Origin of the sequence: Anaerobacillus alkalilacustris, from assembly GCF_001866005.1 — a bacterium.
GTDB lineage: Bacteria > Bacillota > Bacilli > Bacillales > Anaerobacillaceae > Anaerobacillus > Anaerobacillus alkalilacustris.
Genome location: NZ_MLQR01000040.1, coordinates 20,399 through 44,105 on the forward strand (window position 1 = coordinate 20,399; position 23,707 = coordinate 44,105).

General features: G+C 35.0%; 23 protein-coding genes, 1 tRNA gene, 1 rRNA gene and 1 riboswitch. Of the genes, 7 read left to right on the forward strand and 18 right to left on the reverse strand.

Annotated elements, in window-relative coordinates:
- Window positions 1-93 precede the first annotated feature (93 nt).
- A complete protein-coding gene (locus BKP37_RS15800) occupies window positions 94-336 on the forward strand; it encodes a helix-turn-helix domain-containing protein (protein WP_071310595.1) in 243 nt (80 codons plus the stop codon).
- A 290-nt stretch (window positions 337-626) separates the two neighbouring features.
- Window positions 627-1,844, forward strand: coding sequence for a site-specific integrase (locus BKP37_RS15805; protein WP_071310596.1), 1,218 nt, complete (start codon window positions 627-629; stop codon window positions 1,842-1,844).
- 84 nt (window positions 1,845-1,928) lie between these two features.
- Here the strand turns inward: BKP37_RS15805 and groL are convergent, their stop codons facing one another.
- From groL to BKP37_RS21070, 4 genes are all read right to left on the reverse strand, one after another.
- The gene (gene groL, locus BKP37_RS15810) at window positions 1,929-3,563 is read right to left on the reverse strand and encodes a chaperonin GroEL (protein WP_071310597.1); all 1,635 of its coding nucleotides are present in this window, start codon (window positions 3,561-3,563) and stop codon (window positions 1,929-1,931) included.
- Between the two features lie 102 nt (window positions 3,564-3,665).
- The gene (gene groES / locus BKP37_RS15815; protein ID WP_071310598.1) at window positions 3,666-3,950 is read right to left on the reverse strand and encodes a co-chaperone GroES; all 285 of its coding nucleotides are present in this window, start codon (window positions 3,948-3,950) and stop codon (window positions 3,666-3,668) included.
- A 493-nt stretch (window positions 3,951-4,443) separates the two neighbouring features.
- Complete coding sequence (locus tag BKP37_RS21065) at window positions 4,444-4,677, reverse strand: zinc ribbon domain-containing protein (protein WP_425424997.1); 234 nt, start codon at window positions 4,675-4,677, stop codon at window positions 4,444-4,446.
- The gene (locus BKP37_RS21070; RefSeq protein ID WP_425424998.1) at window positions 4,614-4,985 is read right to left on the reverse strand and encodes an RNA-guided endonuclease TnpB family protein; all 372 of its coding nucleotides are present in this window, start codon (window positions 4,983-4,985) and stop codon (window positions 4,614-4,616) included. The genes BKP37_RS21065 and BKP37_RS21070 overlap by 64 nt, the downstream gene beginning before the upstream one ends.
- A 586-nt stretch (window positions 4,986-5,571) precedes the next feature.
- On the opposite strand from BKP37_RS21070, the gene BKP37_RS15825 reads away from it, so the two are divergent.
- Together BKP37_RS15825 and BKP37_RS15830 are read left to right on the forward strand one after the other, a co-directional pair.
- Window positions 5,572-6,285, forward strand: coding sequence for a CPBP family intramembrane glutamic endopeptidase (locus BKP37_RS15825; protein ID WP_071310599.1), 714 nt, complete (start codon window positions 5,572-5,574; stop codon window positions 6,283-6,285).
- Window positions 6,286-6,486, forward strand: coding sequence for a YdiK family protein (locus BKP37_RS15830; RefSeq protein ID WP_071310600.1), 201 nt, complete (start codon window positions 6,286-6,288; stop codon window positions 6,484-6,486). It begins immediately after the preceding gene.
- A gap of 91 nt (window positions 6,487-6,577) precedes the next feature.
- Here BKP37_RS15830 and thiH read toward each other — a convergent pair whose 3' ends face one another.
- The 3 genes from thiH to BKP37_RS15845 form a co-directional block, all read right to left on the reverse strand.
- A complete protein-coding gene (thiH, locus tag BKP37_RS15835; RefSeq protein WP_071310601.1) occupies window positions 6,578-7,684 on the reverse strand; it encodes a 2-iminoacetate synthase ThiH in 1,107 nt (368 codons plus the stop codon).
- 76 nt (window positions 7,685-7,760) lie between these two features.
- Complete coding sequence (locus BKP37_RS15840; protein WP_071310602.1) at window positions 7,761-8,534, reverse strand: thiazole synthase; 774 nt, start codon at window positions 8,532-8,534, stop codon at window positions 7,761-7,763.
- A gap of 149 nt (window positions 8,535-8,683) precedes the next feature.
- Window positions 8,684-8,794: riboswitch (TPP riboswitch) on the reverse strand.
- A gap of 88 nt (window positions 8,795-8,882) precedes the next feature.
- Window positions 8,883-10,304: an MDR family MFS transporter gene (locus BKP37_RS15845; RefSeq protein WP_071310603.1), complete on the reverse strand. Its 1,422-nt coding sequence runs from the start codon at window positions 10,302-10,304 to the stop codon at window positions 8,883-8,885.
- Between the two features lie 171 nt (window positions 10,305-10,475).
- On the opposite strand from BKP37_RS15845, the gene BKP37_RS15850 reads away from it, so the two are divergent.
- A complete protein-coding gene (locus BKP37_RS15850; RefSeq protein ID WP_071310604.1) occupies window positions 10,476-10,658 on the forward strand; it encodes a hypothetical protein in 183 nt (60 codons plus the stop codon).
- On the opposite strand, the gene BKP37_RS15855 is transcribed toward BKP37_RS15850, so the two are convergent.
- Window positions 10,646-11,275 (reverse strand): redox-sensing transcriptional repressor Rex, encoded by a 630-nt coding sequence (locus tag BKP37_RS15855; protein ID WP_071310615.1) that lies wholly within the window; start codon window positions 11,273-11,275, stop codon window positions 10,646-10,648. The two genes, BKP37_RS15850 and BKP37_RS15855, sit on opposite strands and share 13 nt — an antisense overlap.
- A 331-nt stretch (window positions 11,276-11,606) precedes the next feature.
- Window positions 11,607-12,101, reverse strand: a complete 495-nt coding sequence (moaC, locus tag BKP37_RS15860) for a cyclic pyranopterin monophosphate synthase MoaC (RefSeq protein WP_071310605.1) — start codon at window positions 12,099-12,101, stop codon at window positions 11,607-11,609.
- Between the two features lie 262 nt (window positions 12,102-12,363).
- Here moaC and BKP37_RS15865 point away from each other — a divergent pair, with 262 nt between their 5' ends.
- Entirely contained in the window at window positions 12,364-14,292 is a 1,929-nt protein-coding gene (locus BKP37_RS15865; protein WP_071310606.1) for an ABC-F family ATP-binding cassette domain-containing protein, read from the forward strand.
- 181 nt (window positions 14,293-14,473) lie between these two features.
- Here BKP37_RS15865 and BKP37_RS15870 read toward each other — a convergent pair whose 3' ends face one another.
- The 8 genes from BKP37_RS15870 to BKP37_RS15905 all read right to left on the reverse strand — a co-directional run bounded on the left by BKP37_RS15870 (window position 14,474) and on the right by BKP37_RS15905 (window position 22,723).
- Window positions 14,474-16,603, reverse strand: a complete 2,130-nt coding sequence (locus tag BKP37_RS15870) for a hypothetical protein (RefSeq protein WP_071310607.1) — start codon at window positions 16,601-16,603, stop codon at window positions 14,474-14,476.
- Window positions 16,604-17,425: 822 nt separating this feature from the next.
- On the reverse strand, window positions 17,426-18,442 hold the full coding sequence (gene tsaD / locus BKP37_RS15875) for a tRNA (adenosine(37)-N6)-threonylcarbamoyltransferase complex transferase subunit TsaD (RefSeq protein ID WP_071310608.1): 1,017 nt from the start codon (window positions 18,440-18,442) through the stop codon (window positions 17,426-17,428).
- Window positions 18,442-18,891 (reverse strand): ribosomal protein S18-alanine N-acetyltransferase, encoded by a 450-nt coding sequence (gene rimI / locus BKP37_RS15880; RefSeq protein WP_071310609.1) that lies wholly within the window; start codon window positions 18,889-18,891, stop codon window positions 18,442-18,444. The genes tsaD and rimI overlap by 1 nt, the downstream gene beginning before the upstream one ends.
- 15 nt (window positions 18,892-18,906) lie before the next feature.
- Entirely contained in the window at window positions 18,907-19,608 is a 702-nt protein-coding gene (gene tsaB, locus BKP37_RS15885; protein WP_071310610.1) for a tRNA (adenosine(37)-N6)-threonylcarbamoyltransferase complex dimerization subunit type 1 TsaB, read from the reverse strand.
- Entirely contained in the window at window positions 19,605-20,063 is a 459-nt protein-coding gene (gene tsaE, locus BKP37_RS15890) for a tRNA (adenosine(37)-N6)-threonylcarbamoyltransferase complex ATPase subunit type 1 TsaE (protein WP_071310611.1), read from the reverse strand. The genes tsaB and tsaE overlap by 4 nt, the downstream gene beginning before the upstream one ends.
- 1 nt (window position 20,064) lies before the next feature.
- Entirely contained in the window at window positions 20,065-21,060 is a 996-nt protein-coding gene (gene thiL / locus BKP37_RS15895) for a thiamine-phosphate kinase (RefSeq protein ID WP_071310612.1), read from the reverse strand.
- Between the two features lie 234 nt (window positions 21,061-21,294).
- Window positions 21,295-21,371: transfer RNA gene (locus BKP37_RS15900), tRNA-Met, on the reverse strand.
- Between the two features lie 209 nt (window positions 21,372-21,580).
- Window positions 21,581-22,723: a trans-sulfuration enzyme family protein gene (locus BKP37_RS15905; protein ID WP_071310613.1), complete on the reverse strand. Its 1,143-nt coding sequence runs from the start codon at window positions 22,721-22,723 to the stop codon at window positions 21,581-21,583.
- Between the two features lie 133 nt (window positions 22,724-22,856).
- Between BKP37_RS15905 and BKP37_RS15910 the strand changes: the two genes are divergently transcribed.
- Entirely contained in the window at window positions 22,857-23,048 is a 192-nt protein-coding gene (locus tag BKP37_RS15910; RefSeq protein WP_071310614.1) for a hypothetical protein, read from the forward strand.
- 412 nt (window positions 23,049-23,460) lie between these two features.
- Here the strand turns inward: BKP37_RS15910 and rrf are convergent.
- Window positions 23,461-23,576: ribosomal RNA gene (rrf, locus tag BKP37_RS15915) — 5S ribosomal RNA — on the reverse strand.
- Window positions 23,577-23,707: the final 131 nt, after the last annotated feature.

Below are 23,707 nucleotides of genomic sequence, written 5' to 3' on the forward strand. Positions count from 1 at the left end.
ACTAGTTTTCATAAACTACTTCGAATATCAATAATCGACGCTATAATGATTTCTGCAAAACAAACATAACAAACTTTAGGAGGACACACTACTATGGAAAACAATAATAAATTCACTACTTGGAACTCTTTACCCGATACTCTTACAGCGAATCATATCTCTCAATTTTTAGGTATTTCAAGACGTAGGGTTTATGAATTATTTCAAATCCATGTCAAACATGGAGGCATTCCAAACTATGAGATTGGTGCATCGAAAAGGGTAGATAAAGACGATTTCAAAACTTGGATCTCAGATCGCAAACAAATGAAGTCTACACCCTCTCAAGCTAACTAGCCCTAAATTAAATAAAACAGAGGAACTCTAAATTCTCAATATTCAGTTTAGTGGTAAAATATTTATGAAAGCGAGGTGTGAAAGCATATATTAAAAATATATCAAAAATATTTTTAGGTATATTTCTAAACTGACTCATCTAAATGTCGCTTCCTTAATTCCAATTTAAGCAATTAAAAAGCATTCATTTTAGCGGGAGCTTTAGCATATGCCCAGTAGCTTAATAAAATCAGGATTGAAATTTCAAACTTAACGACACACAACGATACTATAAAGAAGGGAATTTTTAAATGAAAGGTTCGTTCACAAGAAGAGGATGCAAATGTCTTAATGAAAAAAAATGTAAATGTGGTGCAAAGGTCACCTTTAGACTTGATATTGGAATCGATCCAATTACAGGAAGGAGGAAACAAATCTCTAGAGGTGGTTTTAATAATTTTAAAGATGCCGAGGCTGCTGCTGCACAGATCATGACGGAACTAAATCAAGGTACTTTTTTTCAAGAATCAAATGTGATCTTTAAAGACTTTGTACCGCAATGGCTTGAAATTTACAGTAATACTAGAGAGGTTAAGCCCGGTACCATTAGAGTGAGAAATCATGAAATTGATAAGTTAATACCCTATTTCGCTAATTTGAAATTGAGAAGTATTACACCAGAATTATATCAAAATGCTTTAAATGATTTAAAAGAAGTTAAAGGATATGCAGATATTACCGTAGATGGGATCCATAGAACCGGCAGAATGATCTTTAAAAAAGCAGTAGAATTAGGAAAGATTAGAAATGACCCTACACAATATGCTTATCTGAAAAAAGACCAAAAAACAATTGAAGAACTAGAGAATGAACAAGTTCCCAAATTTATGGAGAAAGAGGAATTATCTCTATTTTTAAAGACTGCTAATAATCAAGGACTCTATATGGATTATGAAATGTTCTTGTTATTATCCTATACAGGGATCCGTGTGGGGGAAATGCTCGCATTAAAGTGGTCAGATATTAATTTTAAAGATAGAACTATTAAGATTACTAAAACTATCTATAACCCGTTGAACCAAATTGAAAATTATCGACTTTTAACTCCTAAGACAAAAAAATCAAGAAGAGAAATTGCCGTAGAAGACAATGTTATTCAAGCCCTAAGCAATCATAAAAGAAGTCAAGAAAAAAACATTGAAAGATTAGGCGAATTATATAACGATTTAGGATTTGTTTTTACAAAAATAGATCGTTATTACGGTTACCCTTTATATATTAAACATGTAGGAAATAGGATGAGACGCTTATTGAAGTTAGCAAAGTTAAACGAAAAGCTGACACCACACTCTTTAAGGCATACTCACACCTCTTTACTAGCAGAAGCAGGTGTCGATTTAGAAAAAATTATGAAAAGGTTGGGACATTCGAACGATGATACAACTCGAAATATTTATCACCATTTGACGAAAGATATGAATAAAGAGGCTTCTCATAAATTTGGAGAATTAATGAGAAGCCTTAAATAGAAATATTAAGTCTGTGAGCAAAATGTGAGCATTTTGCTTTCACATTACATAGAAACCTTAACTTTCAAGGGTTTCAGGGGCAGATTACATCATGCCGCCCATTCCACCCATTCCGCCCATTCCGCCCATATCAGGCATTCCGCCGCCTTCTTCAGGCTTATCAGCGATTACTGCTTCTGTTGTTAAGAACATTGCAGATACGCTTGCTGCGTGTTGTAGAGCTGAACGAGTTACTTTTGTTGGGTCAACGATACCAGCTTCGATCATATTTACCCACTGACCAGTTGCTGCGTTAAAACCAATTCCTGCTTTTTCATTCTTTAAGCGTTCAACGATTACTGAACCTTCAAGTCCAGCATTGTGAGCGATTTGACGAACTGGCTCTTCTAGAGCACGTAATACAAGGTTCACACCTGTTAACTCATCGCCTTCAGCTTGAATGCCTTTCACAGCATTGATTACGTTTACTAGTGCTGTACCACCACCAGAAACGATACCTTCTTCTACTGCTGCACGAGTAGAGTTTAGAGCATCTTCAATGCGAAGTTTTTTCTCTTTCAACTCAGTTTCAGTAGCAGCACCAACTTTAACAACTGCTACACCACCAGCTAATTTCGCTAGGCGCTCTTGAAGTTTTTCTTTATCAAATTCAGAAGTAGTTTCTTCTACTTGAGCTTTAATTTGGCTTACACGAGCTGCAATTTTAGCAGAATCACCAGAACCTTCAACGATTGTTGTGTTTTCTTTTGTTACAACAACTTTAGAAGCGCGACCTAATTGAGTAATGTTAGCAGACTTAAGATCTAATCCTAATTCTTCTGTAATTACTTCTCCACCAGTTAGGATAGCGATATCTTCAAGCATTGCTTTACGACGGTCACCGAATCCTGGAGCTTTAACAGCTACAGCATTGAAAGTACCACGAAGTTTGTTAACAACTAAAGTAGCTAACGCTTCACCTTCAACATCTTCAGCAATTAAAAGGATTGGCTTACCTTGTTGAACAACTTGCTCAAGAACTGGTAAGATTTCTTGAATGCTTGCAATTTTCTTATCAGTGATAAGAATGTATGGATTTTCTAGAACTGCTTCCATTTTATCTGAGTCAGTAACCATATATGGAGATGCATATCCACGATCGAATTGCATACCTTCAACTACTTCTAACTCAGTTGTAAATCCTTTAGATTCCTCAATTGTGATAACACCATCGTTACCAACACGCTCCATAGCTTCTGCAATTAATTGTCCTACTTCTTCATCAGCAGAAGAGATTGCAGCAACTTGTGCGATTGAAGCTTTACTTTCGATTGGCTTTGAAATTGCTTGAAGCTCTTGAACAGCTTTAACAGTAGCTTTTTCAATACCTTTACGAAGTACCATTGGATTTGCACCACTTGTTACGTTCTTCAATCCTTCACGGATCATAGCTTGAGCTAAAACAGTTGCAGTAGTTGTACCGTCACCAGCAATATCGTTTGTTTTGCTAGCAACTTCAGCAACTAACTTAGCACCCATGTTTTCAAAAGCATCTTCAAGTTCAATTTCTTTAGCAATTGTTACACCGTCATTAGTAATAAGAGGTGAACCGAATTTCTTTTCTAATACAACATTACGTCCTTTTGGTCCTAATGTTACTTTTACAGCATCAGCTAAAGCATCAACACCACGAAGCATTGCGCGACGTGCATCTTCGCTAAATTTAATTTCTTTTGCCATTGTTTTGTCACCCTCCTAGTTTTCTATGTAGTAGGTCTACCCCTACGAAATTTTTCTTGATTTTTATAACTTGTACTCAATTTGTACCATAAGTACAAGTGATTAGTTCACGATGGCTAATACGTCGTTTTCACGAAGGATTAAGTATTCTTTACCATCAAGTTTCACTTCAGTACCAGCATATTTAGAGAAAATTACTTTGTCGCCTTCTTTTACTTCTAAAGCTACGCGCTCACCACTCTCTAAAATGCGTCCAGAACCAACAGCAACTACACGCCCTTCTTGTGGCTTTTCTTTTGCTGTATCTGGAAGTACGATCCCACTAGCAGTTTTTTCTTCAGTTTCAACTTGTTCGATCACAATACGATCACCTAATGGCTTTAACAAGGAAAACAACCTCCTTCATTCAACTTTATTATTTTGATTTTTGAATTCATTATTAGCACTCGTTACTCTTGAGTGCTAACACAATTATTATAATAATCATTTCAATTCTATTTTGCAAGTATTTTTCAGATTTTTTTTAGAAAAACTTGGTTTTTTTCAATACCGAAATTTGTCGACAAAACCAGTATATGCGTGCACTCGTATACGGTTTAGAGCATTACATTCATTTCTCCTTAAGGTTAATGAATTACTTCTCACTTAAAACTATTACTAAACTATACTTGTTGATAGGTTTGAAAAATTATCCTTCATTACTTTTGACGTTTTAGAGTATATTTATACCGTAGTGATAATATTTCTGTAAACTACTCACCACTTATCCGACCTTACTGTCTGATTGAGGTGGGAGCTTCTTAGGAACTAGATACTTTTACTAGCTATCTATATTTACCAAGCTTTAAGTTTAGTCCCTCCCCCTAAAGAAAATACCAAATTACATGGCTAGTTTCAGCAAGTTGATACTTGCGTTTATATCTCTGTCATGATGGGTTTCACATTCTGGACAAGTCCATTCACGAAGATTTAGGTTTTTTACAACATCTTTGTTTTTGTAGCCACAGCAAGAACATAATTGACTACTAGCGTAATCCTTAGTTGCGATTATCAAGTCACGGCCTTTCCACGTTGCTTTATAGTCAAGATATTCTCTGAATTTAGACCAAGACACTTCGCTAACTTATGATTCTTTTGCATATTCTTCACTTTCAAGTTCTCAATCACAATAACTTGGTTTTCGTTTGTGATTTCGTTACTAATCTTGTGAAGAAAATCGATACATTGATTAGCAATCTTTTCGTGAAGTTTTGCTACTTGTAGTCGAATCTTGTTTCGATTCTTAGAGCCTTTCTTTTTGCGTGACAAAGAGCGTTGCAAAAAAGCTAATTTTTTTTCAGCTTTTCGCAACCATTTAGGGTTTTCATATTTTGTGCCATTAGACAATATGGCGAAGTCTTTCAAGCCAACATCAATACCCACTCTTGTGTCGATTTTTGGAGATAGTTGTTCATTTCCCTTAAGTAAGAACGGAAGCAAAATATTTATTAGTTGGGGTTGGGGAATTGGTTACAGACTTAATCAAACCTTGAAATAATCTATGGTTGCTTGATTCGTACCAGTGTTTTTAGTTTTGGTAGCTTGACATAGCCATTCTCAATGTAGACTGTTCCTTTTTGGTTGTTCTATAATGCAAAAGAAAGACTGAGTGCTTATTATTATCTATTTTCATTGTTCTACCAACCTTTCTATATGTATAGACTGATTGTGGCATGAGCTTTTGCTAACGCCAACCGATAATTCATCTCCCACTTATCGTTGGACTTCACCCCTCACACGATTGAAGTGAGAGAATTCTTTTCGGAAACCTTGTTAAAGTTACTACATAATAGATTTTAAAATTCTATGTTACAATATGAATGTAGATATTGAATAAACGAACATTTTATAGAAGGTTAGTTTGTATTCGAAGCCTTATAGTGTTGTTATCAAGGTGTATGATAGAAAATTTCCCAATAAAATTTTTTTCATTTCTACATTTCACATTATGTAAAAAGGAGTTTTTGGTTTGACAAAACGTTACTGGTTAGTGATATTAACCTATATTCTAATGCAGTTATCTGCTTTTATCGGTGTTCCTATTTTAATGCTCATGGGGATGGATGAGAGACAAATTCCAGGTATTTGGACTTTATTTAGTTTTTCTCTTGGTTTTGTATTAATTTTGCTTTTGTTAAGACAAGATATGACAGAGCGACACTTAACACGAAATAGAAGCTCAAAAAGTGAAGCAATTGTATGGTCAATTGCTGGTATTTTCATGGCCTTCATAGCCCAATATATTGCAGTTCTTATAGAAATTGGCGTATTCGGGATCGAACCAGGATCTGAAAATACCGAAATGATTGTTGAGTTAGCAAAAGCTACACCAGCTTTAATTATCGTAGTAGCTGTTATCGGTCCTATTTTAGAAGAAATTATTTTCAGAATGATTATTTTTGGGACGCTATATAAGCGATATAATTTCTGGATAGCTGCCATTATTAGCTCCGTCATATTCGCAGCCGTCCACCTTGATTTTGAGCATTTACTAGTTTATACATCGATGGGGATTGTATTTGCCTTCCTTTATGTTAAAACGAAAAGAATTATCGTGCCGATCATGGCGCACGTTGCATTAAATAGCTTTGTTATGCTTGTTCAAGTTGTTTTCGGGGATAGACTAGTCGAACTTCAAAGAAAACTTGAGGAAATGCAAGGCTTTATTGGAGGACTTTATTAAATGAGATCACCATATGTTTGGGGAATAATATATTTTTTCATGGGCTGTCTATTTGTATATTTTGCTATTCAACAAAATACAAGAACTGGTCAATGGGACTTCTTCACAATTGCCCTCATGGCTCTTGCAGCCTACGACTTTACAATTTCTTACAGATACTTCGCATTCAAAAAGATATTAAAAAGGAAAAATAAAGATTAAAAAAACGGGCCGAGGCCCGTTTTTTTAATCTTTAGGCAAAACTTCTATCACGTACAATTTTTTTTACGTAAATGTTCTTACAATCATGTTTTTAAACAATTAATTCCCAATCTTTTAAAACAGGTTGATAACCTTTAGATTTAATCATAGTTTTAATTTCTTCTAAAGATCGCTCATCGGATATTTCAAATTGTGCAGTACCTGAATTACAATTTGAATAACCACCAACTTCCGTACTTGCTCCAGCAGACATCTTTGTTACACCTAAATAAATAAGATTATCACGTAATTGTTGTGGTTCTCTAGTTGAAAGAGTAATCCCTGATCTCGGTAAAAACAACCGAAACGCGGTTATTGCCTGAACTAGGTGACGATCTTCAACAATTGAAGGGGGTTGGAACTCACCGATATGCGGACGCATTCTAGGTAATGAGAGGCTAATCTCTGCATCAAGATATTTAGTCTGTAAATAATTCGCATGCATCGCTGCAAAAAATGCTTCTTTACGCCAATCATCTAACCCAAGTAAAGCACCAATATTAATCTGGCGAATCCCTGCATCGCAACCTCGTTCCGGTGTATCCATACGATAACGATAATCACGTTTTGGACCTTTTATATGAAGAGATTTATAAACCTCTTCATTATAAACTTCTTGATATACTGTTAAACCATCAATACCGGCATCTACTAATAGTTTATATTCCTCTGTATCAAGTGGATTAATCTCGATTGCAACAGAAGAAAAGTACTTCTTCAACACCTTTACAGCTTCGGCAATATACGTTACTGGTGTATGTGTTTTAGACTCACCTGTTAAAATCAGAATGTGCTTCAAGCCTAATTTTGCTAACGCTTGTGCTTCCACTTCAATTTCTCCCATCGAAAGTTTCTTCCGCTCAAATTTATTTGTAACACTAAAGCTACAATACGTACAAAGATTAACACAGTGATCAGCAATATAAATTGGATTAAAGAGTAAAATTGTTTTTCCAAAATGCTGAACGGTTAATTCGTGTGATTTCTGCGCCATCTCCTCTAGGCAATTCTCTGCAGCTGGTGACAATAGTGCTAACAAATCTTCAAAATTTAATCTTCTCTTTTGCAAAGCCCTCTTTACATCCATTTCTGTCATACGGTGAAAATATTGATTAAAAGGTAAGTCCTTTAACTTTTCGTACTCATAATAAAAACTCACAATAAAGCTCCTTTCTTATTTCAAATAGAATGGAAACATACTTTAGAATGCCAAAAAATATTCTTTTTTAATATTTCTACATTTGTAAAAATCCTGTTAACGGGGACGATGCCCTTGCATGTGTAGTCACTCCACCTACACCAGACAAGTAAGCTAGGCGCCCTGAATGAACAGCTGATTTAAATGCCTCACCCATTGCAACAGGATCTCCAGCAGTTGCGATTGCTGTGTTAACTAAGACAGCATCTGCACCCAGTTCCATAGCTTCACATGCTTGGGAAGGCTTACCAATACCTGCATCAACAATCACTGGCTTTTTACATTCATCTATTAGTATTTGAATGAGCTCTTTCGTCTTTAATCCTCTATTTGTTCCAATTGGAGCCCCTAATGGCATTACTGCTGCGGCCCCTACTTCTTCTAGCTTTTTGGCTACCATTAAATCCGGACTCATATATGGTAGTACAATAAAACCTTCGTTTGCTAAAACTTCTGTTGCTTTAATTGTTTCATAATTATCTGGGAGTAAGTATTTTTGATCAGATATGACCTCAATTTTTATCCAATTACCCATTCCAGCTGCACGAGCAAGTCTTGCAATTCGCACAGCTTCTTCAGCTGTTCTTGCTCCAGATGTATTAGGTAAAAGAATCATATCTTTTGGAATATGTTTCATAATATTTTCTTGACTCGTAGTAAAATCGACACGTCGCATTGCAACTGTAATTACTTGAGATTCTGAAGAATTAATTACCTCAGGGATAATAGAGTCGTCATTAAATTTTCCTGTCCCAATTAAAAGACGACTTTTCAATTCAACACCGCCGATAGTTAATAGATCTCTTGCCATAATTTCTCCTCCTAAGTTTTCATTCTAGTGATTGTTTTAATTACTTTTTAGACCCACCCAAAGCTACGTCGCGTACTGATCTTTTTGATTTCAAACAGAATGAAAAAGACCCCATCATACAGATGCGGCCTCTAAAGACATGTAAATAAACATTACAAATACAGTCTTCCCTCCGCTGGCATGATCCAGATCAGGTTAACGGTCTGTGACAGATCAGTCATCTTCTCAGCCTAGTCTTCTAGGCTCCCGTAGCTGTGAAAAAAATATTCTTTTTTCTATCATAACACAATTTTTTAAAATAGATATAATAAAAGCACTTAGAAAATTATGCTATCTGAAAACGTTATATTACGCTGACATTGTTGTGTTCTTTTCTTGCTTCTCAGCCTCTTTTCCAAGTAACCATCCCAAAGGTACGGTAACAATAGCAATAACTCCTAGAATGACAAAGCCTTCGTTAATAGCCTGCAAGCTTGCTTCTTCTAACGTACCTACCATCGGAAAAACATGCGCTCTTCTAACTTCATAAAAAATAGAGATAAAAACGATTACTAATGCTGAACTCATCTGTCTAAACACATTGTTCATCGCTGAACCTCTTGAAACAAATTGATCTGGAATGGCGTTCATTCCTGCAGTTGTTGCTGGCATCGTTGATAAACCTTGACCAATCCCTCTCATTGCCATTAATAAAAAAATAACGACAAGTGATGTGTCCTTCGTTGTAAAACCTAACATCATGGTACATATCGCTGTAACTACTAAACCACTAGTCACTACAAGTAAAGGACCTTTTTGATCCAAAATCCGTCCACCTATTGTCATGAAAATACCTGAAAATAGAGCAGCAGGAAGAAAGATTAATCCTGTAATGATTGCGTTTAAACCATACACGTGCTGAATTAATAAAGGAATTAGAAAAATCCCACCAAATAAAGCTATTGAAGTTGATATAGATATCCACACACTATAAGTAAAGGCTCTATTCTTAAAGATAGATAAATCTAGTAACGGCTGCTTAGTTCTATTTTCTATTCGAATAAAAAGAAGTAAAGATAGTACCCCAAAAACAATTAATCCGATGTTAAACGGATCTGATAAATGCTGTAACGTTGACACTTTACCTAGAGCAAAAAGAATCGTACCTACACCGGCAGTGACGGTTACAAAGCCCCATTTATCGAAGGAAATTCCTTCTACCTTATTCGTATTTTTCAAGTACATTGAACCAATAATTAAACCGATAATTCCTGTTGGAACATTCACTAAAAATAGCCATTGCCATGGACCCGTCTCTATAATAAATCCACCTATTGTTGGACCAACTGTCGGAGCCATCATTGCTGCTATTCCCCAAATCCCAACAGCTAATCCTCTTTCATATTTGGGAAACACTTCAAATATAAGTGCCATGGATAACGGCATCATCAAACCGCCTGCTACCCCTTGCATACCTCGGAAAAAAATAAGCGAACTTAGATCCCACGAAGTAGAACCTAAAATTGAACCAGCAAGAAAAATAAATAATCCAATTAAATAAAGTTGTTTCTTTCCGTACTTGTCACCTAAATAACCTGTCAAAGGCATAGTAATTCCCATTGTGACCATAAATATCGTGATTACCCAACCAGTCGAAACAGCATCAGCACCAAATATATTCATAAGATGTGGTACTGCCGGATTTAACATACTATTATTTAAAATAATTGTGAAGGTCCCTAGTAAAACAGCTATTACAACTAGCCACTTCTCCGGGAATAATCTGCTCATAAATTAATCCCTCGTTTCCCGAAACATTTTCTTTTCCTACTATATCATGTGATTGGCTAGAATAGAATGTTTAGGGGGGCGAAAAGAAAATATTCATAAGAAAAGCGCATGGCGCCCTTAGTCACGAGCAGCTGCTCCTGTGCCACACCGTTTGCTCAAGAGCAAAGCTGCATGAAGCTAATCAACGAAGGCTTTCAAGCAGGAATTGAAGTTAGTTGCTTGTCTGAAGTGATCGAAATAGTAAGCTCTGAAGCTAGACAGTACCAAATTACAGAAATCCCCACTTTCTTATCTTTTAAAAAAAAAGATTATCACCTTTTAAGTAGTGATAACCTAAGTAGCTACATTGGATAATGTTTCAAGAAGTAAATTAACGACTGAAGTTCAACTGATAAATCAATGTGATGGACTCTTACGTTTTTCGGTACTGATAATCTTGCTGGTGTAAAGTTCAAAATTCCTTTAATGCCACAATCAACAAGACGGTCAGCTACCTTTTGGGCTACCGAGGAAGGTACCGTTAAAATAGCGACCGTAACATCTGGGTCAAGAATTTTTTCTAAATCATCTAAATGATGAATTGGGACATTCCCTACCTCAGTCCCTACCTTATCTTCCTGGACATCGAATGCCATGTCAATTTTTGTACTATTATTTTTAGAGAAATTATAATGTAAAAACGCTGTACCTAAATTACCAACACCTATTAATGTTACTTTCGTTATCTCATCTTGGTCTAATGTTTTTCTGAAAAACGACAGTAAATAATTAACATTATATCCATAGCCTTTTTTTCCTAACGCTCCGAAATAGGAAAAATCTCTTCTAATTGTTGCTGAATCTACCTTAACTGCTTCACTTAATTCTGTAGATGATACGCGGTGCTTACCAGATGCTTGTAAGTTCTCCAAAAAACGATAGTATAAAGGTAATCGTTTTGCAGTAGCTTGAGGTATTTTCCCTTGATCAATATTCATAATCACGCCTCCAACCTGTACCTTTAATTTTGAATAAAGGTAATAATTAAAACCTATGGAAATATATTCACATACGTTCTTTCCTCTAACGAAAAATCGTTATTTGTATATTGTCTCAGACAAGACATACTAGTAAACTTAACTCCTGACCTTTTCCAATATATTTGGTACAGATAAAATATATTTATTTTATCTGTACTTATTTTTAATATAAATAACCTATTTTTCTCTTTTGATGGTTAGTGATGGATAACCAATATACTCCATCTACTATTACTATAACGTAAGTTGAATATTTTGTTAAACTATTGCTATTGAAATCAGACTACTCTATTTCTAGCTCTCTTTTAAAGTCTCCACTTTTCCCACCTGTTTTTTCTAATAGGTAAGTTGGACCAATAACCATTCCTTTATCGATAGCTTTACACATGTCATAGACGGTTAAAGCTACTGCAGAAGCAGCAGTTAGCGCTTCCATTTCCACTCCCGTACTTCCTTTTGTTTTAACTTTTACAAGAATATTTAGTATATGTTGGTCTTCTTTTGCAGACCAGTTAAAGGTTACATCGACCCCAGTTAGCGCAAGTGGATGACACATAGGAATCCAATCAGCTGTTTTTTTGGCAGCCATTACTCCCGCAACTTGGGCTACACCAAGTACATCTCCTTTTCCGATTGAACCCTCCACGATTTTTTTGTGAATTTCTTCACATACTGTCACGCTCGTTTTAGCAATAGCAGTTCTAACCGTTTCGTTTTTTTCTGAAATATCAACCATTTTGGCACGGCCTTGTTCATTAAAATGAGTAAACGATGACATATCAAATGTCCCCTTTCTATTCGTTACAACTACATTGTACACTATTTTGTGAAATTTGTATCTAATCTTACTCTTATAACTAGGAAAGATAATATTACAATTTAATTACTTTCGTTTATCATTCACTTCATATTAAAGTAGGTCAACCATAATTCTTTTAATTAAGATTTGACCCGCGTCAGAAGTTTTCTTGCTTGAGCATATTTGATTACGGTAAACTAATATAAGTGATACTAGCTACTACATGTTAGGATGATGAAAAATGATACTTTTACAATGTGTACAATTGACAAAAACGTTTGGTGCAGAACCTATATTATCGAATATAAAATTAGAAGTCCAATTAAGAGATCGAGTAGCTATTGTTGGTCGAAACGGTGCTGGCAAGTCTACTCTACTTAAAATAATTGCTGGGAAATTATCCTATAACTCTGGAGAAGTCATTATACCAAAAGGGGTAACAGTAGGATATTTAGCACAAAATACAGGCCTAGAATCTAGTCGTTCAATTTGGGATGAAATGCTTACTGTATTTGAGCCTCTTATGAAGATGGAAAAAGAATTACGAGACTTAGAAGCAAAGATGGGGGATCCGTCTCAAACTAACAATGAAAAAAACTATGAAAAATTATTAAAGGACTATGATATTCTTTCTGAAAGTTTTAAAGAAAAGGGCGGCTACAAATATGAAGCTGATATTCGTGGAATATTATCAGGACTTCATTTTTCAGATAAAGATTATTCTACAAAGATTTCTGCATTAAGTGGCGGTCAAAAAACAAGATTGGCTTTAGGTAAACTATTATTAACACGTCCAGATTTACTTATCTTAGACGAACCTACCAACCACTTAGATTTAGAAACTCTTTCTTGGCTTGAGCAATATTTACTTCATTATGATCGAGCCATATTAATTGTTTCTCACGATCGATATTTCCTAGATAAAGTCGCAAACATTGTTTACGAAATCTCACGAACAAGAGCAACAAAATTTGTCGGTAACTATAGCCATTATTTAGACGAAAAAGCGAAACGTTATGAAATCGAATTGAGACAATTTGAAAAACAACAAGAAGAGATCGATAAGCTACAAACATTCATTCAAAAAAATATTGCCAGAGCCTCTACGACCAAAAGAGCACAAAGTAGACGAAAGCAGTTAGAAAAAATGCATGTTCTTGATCGGCCTCAAGGCGACGAAAAATCTGCCCGTTTTTCTTTTGATATCGAAAAGCAAACTGGAAATGATGTACTACGGACTGAGCAACTTTCTGGTGGGTATCCTAGTTCAAACCCTTTATTTGAAAATCTTAACCTATCTATTAACAAAACCGAAAGTATTGCTCTACTTGGGCCGAACGGAATCGGAAAATCAACATTATTAAAAATAATAACAAAACAATTAGAGCCTTTAACTGGAGCGATCAAATACGGTAGTAATGTGAATATTGGTTATTATGATCAAGAACAAGCAAAACTTTCTTCAAATAAACAAGTCTTACACGAACTATGGGACGATTACCCTTTAACTCCTGAGAAAGAAATTCGTACAATACTTGGTAACTTCCTATTTAGTGGAGATGACGTCTTAAAAATTGTTTCTGATTTAAGTGGTGGTGAAAAAGCACGGTTAGCATTAGCAAAACTTATGATGCAAAAAGCAAATTTTCTTATTTTGGATGAACCGACAAACCACCTTGATTTAGATAGTAAGGAAATACTAGAAGACTCGTTACTAGACTATCCTGGAACTATTTTATTCGTATCTCATGACCGTTACTTTGTTAATCGTATGGCAACACGGGTTGTAGAAATGACTAAGGATGGATTAATTGACTATATAGGAGACTACGATTACTATATTGCAAAAAAACAAGAAAACATAGAACGTCAGCAACTCAAAGAAAAAGAGTTGGAAAAGGTCGTTTTAAATGAAGAGCAACTAACAAAGCAAAACTTTCTTCAAGATAAAGAAGCAAAACGTAAAGAACGCCAACGCATACGCCGACTTGAGGAAATTGAACAGTTAATCGAAAAATTAGAGCTTTCTATAGCCGCGAAAGAAGAAGAGCTTTGCGATCCTGAAGTATACCAAGACCACACACGTGTTAGTCAACTGAATAGTGAAATCGAAGACCTAAAAAATAAGCTTGATATTTTAATGGATGAATGGAGCGAGTTAGAAGGTTAAGAGAACTCGTTCTAGCTTCGCTAGAACATCGGAAATTCAGATGGAGTCTCAACTCCACCTGAATGGAAGTTCCCACCTACGCTACGCTTAGAGGTGGGGGGCTAATGACCCTTAAGTACAAATTAGTTGATTCAATTGGTGTAGGAAGAGACTCTCCCTACACCTTCTTAATATTAAATTCTTAATTTTCCAAAGCCCAATAATAACTTGTACAAACAATGATAAACATTGATGTAGCAGCTGCAACAACTCCTGAATCATTAAATACTAATAAAGCAAGCGACGCTACCACCCCTGTTTGTATTATCAACTTTTTCGCTTCATTCCTTACAATTTTTTTCCCTCTCCATAAATACAAAGCAATCAAAAAATATGTTGTTACAAATAACTGTGTCCAATTACTAAATCGGAAAATCTTCCAGTTCATCTCTAGTTTCCTTTTAATCGTATCAGTGATATAAAGCACGTCTCCTTGAAATAATTTTGAAAAAGCATATCCAATGTGAGACTCTTTTCCATTTAATTGGGCAAAAAATAGGATTGCTATAACAACTGGAACTAAGACACTAAAAATAAGCAGTAGTTTCCTCCACTGAAAATTAGTAACGTAAAATCGATAATAAAAAAACCCAAACATAACCCCGGTGGCTATCGTTGCCCCGGCATTAGCTCCTAGATTTGCGAAGCTTAAAACAAAGATCTGTCCTAAACTAATGAACAATAACAAAAACCACTTTCTAAACAGAGGATTATCTAATAAAAGGATACTAGAAATTAAATAAATTCCTGCATACTCATTTCCAATCCCATAATATCGAGCTCCAATGATTGGATCATAGCCTAAATATGATCTTTGCATAAAATAATGTCCTAAAAACAAGTCAACTGTTATCGCTACAAATAAAGAGACACTTATAGCAAAAATAGGGTTGGAAACATATCTAACTAATACATAGCCTGTTAAGAAACTCAATAAAGTTAATAACAATAAGTAAATATTAGCTTGAATATAATTTAGAGCGTATGGTGTTAGTAATAACCATAACGGTGAGCTAATACCACTTACGAGTAAGACTTTTGCAGTCTGTTTCCACCCTTCCTTTTGATCTTTCAAAAAAATAATAACACTAACCAAAATTAATAAGAGGACAAGTATGGTTATGTAACTAGACAGAACAACATTTCTAGTTTTAAAAATAACAAACATTAAATCAATACTCTTGAGACCGCTTTCCAATAATGACTCATTTACCTCTTTAATATGTAGTGGCTTACCAAAAAATTTATTTGAATGATCTATATGAAAATAATTGAGTAACGTCGGGACAAGATCAAAATTACTAATGATAAATGGTTGCCTAGTTGTACTAGAGTAAATATGAAAGATATGCTCCCCTAAAGAACCTTGCCAATAAAAAAAAGGAGCTAACCGTTCTTTATTATGATAGGCATCATTATGAACCATTGGTGATGCCATCATAAGATTATCAGTATAGTTACCACTTAAAAGCTGATACATAAACAACTCTAAATTTAATAATGTTAATTCATACTGTTTTGAAAAATACTCATCTGTCATAACATCTTTTTGCTTATATAACCGGTATAAATCTCCCCATTCAATCACAAAGAAGGACGATTGATTATTAAATGTGGATAAGTAGGCTAATATTTTATCCACATCCATTACAACACCTGCTGCAGATCCTGGACTTTTTCTAGTTGCATCTAACAAGCCTTTTGTTAAACCTTCTTGGTCCATTGTTAGAAGAGGACCGTAACGAATTTTCTCTTCATTATAATCACTGTTTCCAAGAACATAACTATGGACACTATTTTCCTTTAATGTTTGTCCTAAAATCCCTATATCCGCTCGATAGGTCGTTTCTTTATTTTTATCCACAAGCTTATGTAAGTACGGGTGAAAAATAATGCCCTCATCAACAAGTTTCCCAGTCCATTGTTGATAACGTTCCTCTACTAATGTCCCATTATCAAATTCTCCTTTTGAATAAGCATTCCAACCTTCTATACCTAACCCTCGAACTCCTGCACTTAGACTTACAGCGTTATTTAAAAAAGAGTATGGTCCATCAGGACGAACATTCATCGCAGCCATTCCACCAGTTTTCCACAACTGTGGAAATTCTCCTTTTTCTTTTAGCCATTTTACTTCTTGAAATGACAAATCTGGAACTAGTACTAATACTAAGTTTTTTTCTATTTCTTCTGCTGAATAAACCTTTTCACAACTTATTAACAACAAAAATAAGATAAAATACGCAAAACAACTTTTAAATTTTATATTCATTCTACTCCCTCAATTAATTACAGTACTATTTTATGATCTATCCACATTATCAACAACTTTATCCACATAATAAACATGATTAACAAAAGGTTTCAAGAAACTTATTAACATAAATACTGATTTTATCCCCAAAAATTTTATCAACATGTTTTTAGCCTAATTTTATACGTTTTTTACTACTTATCCACATTATCCACAAGAGAGTTGTTAATAAGTACCTACGTTCTCTATTGACTTCTATGTAAAAATAACTTCATTTACTTTCTACATTTTACAAAGTTTTAATGTGAAAGAAGTAGATGGATTATTGCACTAAAGCATCCTTTATTTGAACAACAAATGTTAGTCACTTGATACCATATATTTGTATCTCAGTTATTCAAGAATATAAAAGTTAATACGAGTAAATATCGAAGAAAAAATGCGAATATTAGTATTACCTAATCTTTTGTTGATTATATTAACTCTATCGGACAAGAGAGCCGTTATTTGTGAACAAAGGGGTTTTTAAAAGGAGTGGACATCAGGTTCGTTATAAACTTAATTTAGCACCAAATATAGCAGATTTTCATGAAATAACGTACCTCATGTCCGATAGCTCGAACAATTTGATCAAATCGGTAAAATAAGGTCTCCTGTGTCCGTTAGCAGAGCAATTCACAGAATAAAAACGCACAGATGTTATATCTGTGCGTTTTGTATGCTATTTACAATGTTAATCTCTATGGGTTTTGAATGCCAAACTCTCCGTTATTTATCTTGTCAATTCACTTTTTCCCTCTCAAACCTGAACTTGTTACTTCAATCGACAGTCCTTTTATATTAATACTCTCTTTCTAAATCCAAACCCGGGTCACCATTTAGTTCATAATTCGCAAATTGTTTTTTTTCTAAATAATTAAAAGCAGCCGCTCCAATCATTGCTGCATTATCTGTGCATAAGTATAAAGGGGGGATGATCAACTCAATCGCTAACTGATCAAATTCCTCAGTTAACTTCTTTCTTAACCCTTTATTTGCTGCAACTCCACCAGCAAGCAAAAATTGCTCAACACGATATTCAATTGCTGCTCTTTTCGACTTTTCCACAAGCACTTCAATTACACTTTCCTGAAAGCTAGCAGCTAAATCCTCGTTTGAAATCTCAATCCCACGCTGCTTTGCATTATGCAATGTGTTAATCACTGCTGATTTTAATCCACTGAAACTAAAATCATATGAGTCAGGCTCTAACCACGCTCTAGGTAAATCTATTGTTGGAGAACCTTCCGCTGCAAGACGATCAATGTGTGGTCCACCAGGATAAGGTAAGCTTAGTGTTCTTGCTACTTTATCATATGCTTCACCAACAGCATCATCTCTAGTTTCTCCAATAACTTCAAAATTACCATGTTCCTTCATATAGACTAATTCTGTGTGTCCACCAGAAACCACCAATGTCATAAGTGGAAATTTAAAGTTAGTTATTAATTGATTGGCATAAATATGACCAGCAATATGGTGAACCCCTATAAGCGGTAAATCATGAGAAAATGCTAGTGCTTTTGCCGCATTTACACCTATTAATAAAGCGCCTACTAACCCCGGTCCTTCTGTTACAGCTATGGCCGATAAGTCCTCAAAAGTTTTATTCGCTTCTTTCATGGCTTCTTCAATTATGATTGTAATTTGCTCCACGTGATGCCTGGATGCTATCTCAGGGACAACACCACCAAAGCGTTTATGACTTTCAATTTGAGAAGCAACTACATTTGATAAAATTTCAGTACCGTTCTTTATAACCGCTGCTGCTGTTTCATCACAGCTTGTTTCAATAGCTAAGATTATTTTATCGCTCATTATAATACCACCCACATGACAAGAGCATCCTCTTGATTATCTGTATAATAATTTTTTCTAATTCCCCCTGGTTGAAACCCAAGTTTAGCATAAAGTCTTTGTGCAACATGATTGGATACTCTTACTTCTAACGTTACCTTTGTTGCTCCTAGTGTACGAGAAAGTTCGATTGCGTGTACAAGTAACTGTTCTCCCAGCTTAAGGCCTCGAAAATCAGAATGTATAGCAATGTTTGTGATATGCGCTTCATCAACAATTACCCAAACTCCACAATATCCAATGACTTCTTCATTTCTCACTAGGACAAGATAATGAGCAAATTTATTATTAACAAGCTCATTAACGAAGGCCGTACGGCTCCAAGGAGTCGCAAAAGAATTTTGCTCAACTTTTAATACATCATCTATATCTTCAGAAAACATATAGCGTATTTTATAATTTTCTCCCATAAGACAACTACCTTGTTAACTATTATTTTTTTGTTCCTTTAACCAATTTGCCTCAGCTTCTGCTAATCGAATATAGTTAGGTGTAAAATCATGTATATGGACATTTGGTTCTCTCAATAATCCTAATCTCGCCAATTCACTTGGTCTTGAATTATGATCACTTAATAAACCAAATTGAACCTTATTTCCTAACTTTTCTTCCATTATATGTTTATGTATTGGAATATCATTACCTAAAAAAAGAACATTCTCATACTTCTCATTTAATAATGTTACCCAATCCTCTAAAAGACAGATTTGATCATCCATGATTTTCGTATACACCTTGTTTTTTACTCCATAAAGCCCTGTATAAACTTGACCTCTTCTTGCATCAAAAATTGGTGAAACAACTCCGTTGAAGTGGCGACCATTTTGGGCCAAAACTTCTAGGCTAGACACACCTATCAGTGGTATTTTTAACGTCCAAGCTAATGTTTTAGCTGTTGTAACACCAATTCTAACTCCTGTATACGAACCAGGTCCTTCAGCAACCACAATTCGATTTAATTCTTTAGGAGAAACTCCTGCATCGTTCATGATCGAATGAATAGCTGGCATCAAACGAAGAGAATGGTTCTTTTTTAGGTTAGTAGTTAATTCTCCTAGCACTTTATCTCCATCTACTAATGCCACACCCAACACAAAAGTAGACGTATCAATGGCTAATACTTTCATTTAATCAGTAGCTCCTTACATAATAGATTATACCTTTCACCAATTGGGCTTAGTACTATTCTCCGTTCTTGGTCTCCTTGATGAAATATCTGAATATCGAGGCGTTCTGATGGAAGCTGTTCTTCGATTAAGCTAGACCATTCAATAACAGAAACACCCTCACCATAGAAATATTCATCAAACCCTAAATCCTCATCACCATCACTAACTCTATAAACATCCATATGATAGAGAGGCAATCTTCCTTTATACTCTTTAATAATTGTAAATGTAGGGCTATTCACTGTTCTTTTTACTTCTAGTCCTTTCGCTAACCCCTTTGTAAAGTGAGTTTTCCCAGCACCTAAATCCCCTTCAAGGGTAATAACTGTACCTGCTTGAATTAGTCTACCTAACTTCTCTGCAAATTCCATTGTTTCTTCTGGAGACGATGTATATATCGTAAAGTTATCCATATTATTCACCTTTATTAAAATGATTAAAGCCTTTTTTAGGCAAGATTTGTTTAGCATAATTATTTATTAAATAAACTTCGGCATCCCCTGAACTTACCTCACCTATAATAGTGAACTTTATACCGTTTTGATTAAACGTTTGATTAATTTCAGAATAAAAAGCCTTAGGTATTGTTCCTATAAGCTGATAATCCTCACCACCAAAAAGGATCCACTGCTTTTGCTTTTCTTCAGAATACGGCTCTATAAATGAATTTCGAGGTATTTTATCATAGTCAATATTTAACGTAACATTACTTGCTTCTGCAATTTCATTAGCTTCACTGGCTAGTCCATCACTAATATCATTTAATGATATCCTTTGCTTACTAGAAGCTAGCAACTGTCCTGCCTCAATTTGTGGAGTTGGATACTGGTGTGCTTCTATTAACTTTTTTTCTTGATTTGAAAAAGGATAATGTAACCCGTGTTTTAGTAATAGCTCTAAACCAGCTGCAGAACCACCTACTTCTCCAATAAGGAAAACGAAATCTCCTGGAGATGCGTTACTTCTGTATAGACTAGATTCTTTTTCTATTTTTCCACATACGGTAACTGTGATGATGAGTCCTTGTTTAGAAGAAACAGTATCACCACCAATCAAATCGACTGAATACTTATCTCCTAAAGATTTCATTCCTTCATAAATTTCTTTGAGTTCTTTTTCATCCCAATCATTAGGAATGGCAATTGAAACAAGGTAATACGTCGGTACTCCACCCATCGCAGCAATATCACTAATATTTACCGCAAGAGCTTTATATCCAATCATAAAAGGTGCCATCGTTTCTTTAGTAAAATGAACACCTTCTACCATTGTATCCATACATATAAGCTCATCAAACATGCTATTACCTTCAAAAACAGCTGCATCATCACCGATTCCTTTTTTTAATGAGGATTGATGAGCTATTTTAGGCTTTATTTTAGTAATAAAATCAAATTCATCACGTAACAAGTAGTTTCACACCTATTTGAAATAATTTTTTAAAATTGTCCATTGAAATGTGTAAAAAACCTTAGGTATCTTCCTAAGGTTGTTCATATAGTAGTGTATCTTATTTTCTGAAAAAAACCTAGTAGTACTGGAGTTATAGTAGAAGTTTGACATTACTTTGCTTAAAATTAATAAAAACGCAAGTCATAGGATCTTGCGTAGTTGTGTTTACTTAAATGGAAATGAAATAATTTTTGGTTGCGGGGGCAGGATTTGAACCTACGACCTTCGGGTTATGAGCCCGACGAGCTACCAGACTGCTCCACCCCGCGATAATATAAAATATGTCGTTTAATTACTTGCTTTTGATGCATCGACTCGCTCTTCCTCTACTAGTAATACTCAGTAGTTGTGCGTCGAGTTGCTGTGCTTATCTTTCGAAGCTAAACTCAATGTGCTCCATCTTGCGATAATACATCTGCGTTTGCAGATGTTTATCGCTAACATGTATACATTAACATATTAATAACCTTAATGCAAATTATACTCTAGATTTTTCTATAGCTTGTGCAAAGGCGTTAATAATATCGACAGAATCTTCAATTCCCAACGAAACTCTGATTAAGCCTTTCGTAATTCCCAACTTTTGTCTAATTGCATCAGGAACTGAACGGTGTGACGTCCCGAGTGGATAAGTAACTGAAGATTCAACTCCGGCTAAAGTAGGTACTATTTTTATCCATTGTAAAGATTTAAAAAATAGGTGTAAATCACAATGTTCACCAAGATCAATTGTAACAATAGCTCCATTTCCATTAGGGGAAACTGATTGCGGATAATAAACTTTGTCAATAAATCTGTTATTTCGTAATAAATCAGCAAGGGCTTGTGCATTTTTTACTTGGCGTTCCATTCTAACAGCTAAAGTTTTCAACCCTCTACAAGCTAACCATCCTTCAAAAGGACTTAGGTTACAACCTAAATTGACAACCTTTGATTTAGCTTTAGCAATTATTTCTTCTTTTCCTACTAATACCCCTGCAGTCACATCACTATGACCACCAATATATTTAGTGGCACTATGAACAACTAAATCTGCACCTAATTCAAATGGTTTAATTAAAAAAGGTGTTGCAAATGTATTATCTATCATTGTCTTTAAATTATTCCTTTTTGCAATAGAAACAATAGATGCAATATCTTCCACTCTTAAAAGTGGATTTGTAATGGATTCAGAATATAACAGTTTTGTGTTTCCTTTAATAGCATTCTCAATCTCAACAGAATTATGCATAGAAATAAAAGAAACTTCAATACCAAACTCTTTTAATTCATTTGCAAAAAGCTGATAAGTACCACCATAAATATCTTCAGAGGCAATAATATGATCACCGTGACTAACCACCGCTAATATCCCTGCTAGAATCGCAGACATACCAGATGAAGTAGCTAAACCTTTAGGTGCCCCTTCTAATTGCGCTACTCCCTGACCTAAGTCATCCGTATTCGGATTGCTATATCTTGTATATAGATATTCCTTATTTCCTTTAAAAAAATCTTCCATATCATCTAAATCTTTAAAAGAGAACGCAGATGTTTGATAAATCGGTTGTGATTTACTTACATTCATTTCTTCCATTTTCTTTTGAAAATGAACGGTTTTCGTATTAAACTTAAATGTCATTTTTATGCCTCCAATTAACTGTTCAAAAATTTCATTTTAAAAAAATATATTATTTAGAATTTTACCATTGTTTAAGTAATAGTTAAAGGATAGGGAATAACTATAGCCTACTAATTTATGGGAGGTTTTATATATGAGTAACAAAGAAAGAGAAAAGTATTTATCTAAAGAAGGAGTTACTATACGGGGCGATCTAAATCCAAAAAATATTTTCCACTCAACTCCTTTCTATGCAGGCGATGCCGTTGATCAGCATAAACAATTAGAAGAGGTTAACGAAATTTTTAGTGAAAAGGAAATTAAGCAAAGTAATGAAAATTCATAGAAAATTGGACGAAGGCCTTGGGTAGTTTCAGTATCTATCTTTACCGTTTTTTTCTCTTTGTGTAAGTATGTTGATCATGGATCTGCGCTTTGCACTTTGCGTTACCTTTCTCCTCTGTGCTTGACAATTTTGGTCACGCATCACTCCTTTGCGTTACCTTTTCTTTCTGTGCTCAGCACATGCAGCTTTGCTTCGAGGAAACACACTGCAAAGCGACACTCTTAGACGCAGAAAAGCTACTGACTTCGTTTACCTCATGAATATACTTCTTTGAATTTACTACGTGCTGCTTTGCATCGAGGAAGCTTACTTCAAAGCGATACTAGCAGACGCAGATGCAGCACCACTTAACGCAAATACTCAATTTCCGAAAACAAAAAGAACACACTCCATTGGAATGTGTTCTTTTTTTACCTAGCAACGTCCTACTCTCACAAGGGGAAGCCCCTAACTACCATCGGCGCAAAAGAGCTTAACGATCGTGTTCGGCATGGGAACGAGTGTGACCTCTTCGCTATCGCCACTAGATAATATATTTAGTTGAAAGAAATCATTCTTTCAAAACTAGATAACATACATTTAAGATTCTTGAGTGTGAATTCAATTCTTATTTTTAGGATAAGTCCTCGACCGATTAGTATCTCTCAGCTCCACACGTC

Excerpts from the sequence above, each read along its gene's own strand:
- BKP37_RS15800 (WP_071310595.1), top strand. The coding sequence starts at position 94 with ATGGAAAACAATAATAAATTCACTACTTGGAACTCTTTACCCGATACT.
- BKP37_RS15805 (WP_071310596.1), top strand. The coding sequence starts at position 627 with ATGAAAGGTTCGTTCACAAGAAGAGGATGCAAATGTCTTAATGAAAAA.
- groL (WP_071310597.1), bottom strand. The coding sequence starts at position 3,563 with ATGGCAAAAGAAATTAAATTTAGCGAAGATGCACGTCGCGCAATGCTT.
- BKP37_RS15830 (WP_071310600.1), top strand. The coding sequence starts at position 6,286 with ATGAGATCACCATATGTTTGGGGAATAATATATTTTTTCATGGGCTGT.
- BKP37_RS15840 (WP_071310602.1), bottom strand. The coding sequence starts at position 8,534 with ATGGCAAGAGATCTATTAACTATCGGCGGTGTTGAATTGAAAAGTCGT.
- BKP37_RS15845 (WP_071310603.1), bottom strand. The coding sequence starts at position 10,304 with ATGAGCAGATTATTCCCGGAGAAGTGGCTAGTTGTAATAGCTGTTTTA.
- BKP37_RS15850 (WP_071310604.1), top strand. The coding sequence starts at position 10,476 with ATGAAGCTAATCAACGAAGGCTTTCAAGCAGGAATTGAAGTTAGTTGC.
- moaC (WP_071310605.1), bottom strand. The coding sequence starts at position 12,101 with ATGTCATCGTTTACTCATTTTAATGAACAAGGCCGTGCCAAAATGGTT.
- BKP37_RS15865 (WP_071310606.1), top strand. The coding sequence starts at position 12,364 with ATGATACTTTTACAATGTGTACAATTGACAAAAACGTTTGGTGCAGAA.
- BKP37_RS15870 (WP_071310607.1), bottom strand. The coding sequence starts at position 16,603 with ATGAATATAAAATTTAAAAGTTGTTTTGCGTATTTTATCTTATTTTTG.
- tsaD (WP_071310608.1), bottom strand. The coding sequence starts at position 18,442 with ATGAGCGATAAAATAATCTTAGCTATTGAAACAAGCTGTGATGAAACA.
- rimI (WP_071310609.1), bottom strand. The coding sequence starts at position 18,891 with ATGGGAGAAAATTATAAAATACGCTATATGTTTTCTGAAGATATAGAT.
- tsaB (WP_071310610.1), bottom strand. The coding sequence starts at position 19,608 with ATGAAAGTATTAGCCATTGATACGTCTACTTTTGTGTTGGGTGTGGCA.
- tsaE (WP_071310611.1), bottom strand. The coding sequence starts at position 20,063 with ATGGATAACTTTACGATATATACATCGTCTCCAGAAGAAACAATGGAA.
- BKP37_RS15905 (WP_071310613.1), bottom strand. The coding sequence starts at position 22,723 with ATGACATTTAAGTTTAATACGAAAACCGTTCATTTTCAAAAGAAAATG.
- BKP37_RS15910 (WP_071310614.1), top strand. The coding sequence starts at position 22,857 with ATGAGTAACAAAGAAAGAGAAAAGTATTTATCTAAAGAAGGAGTTACT.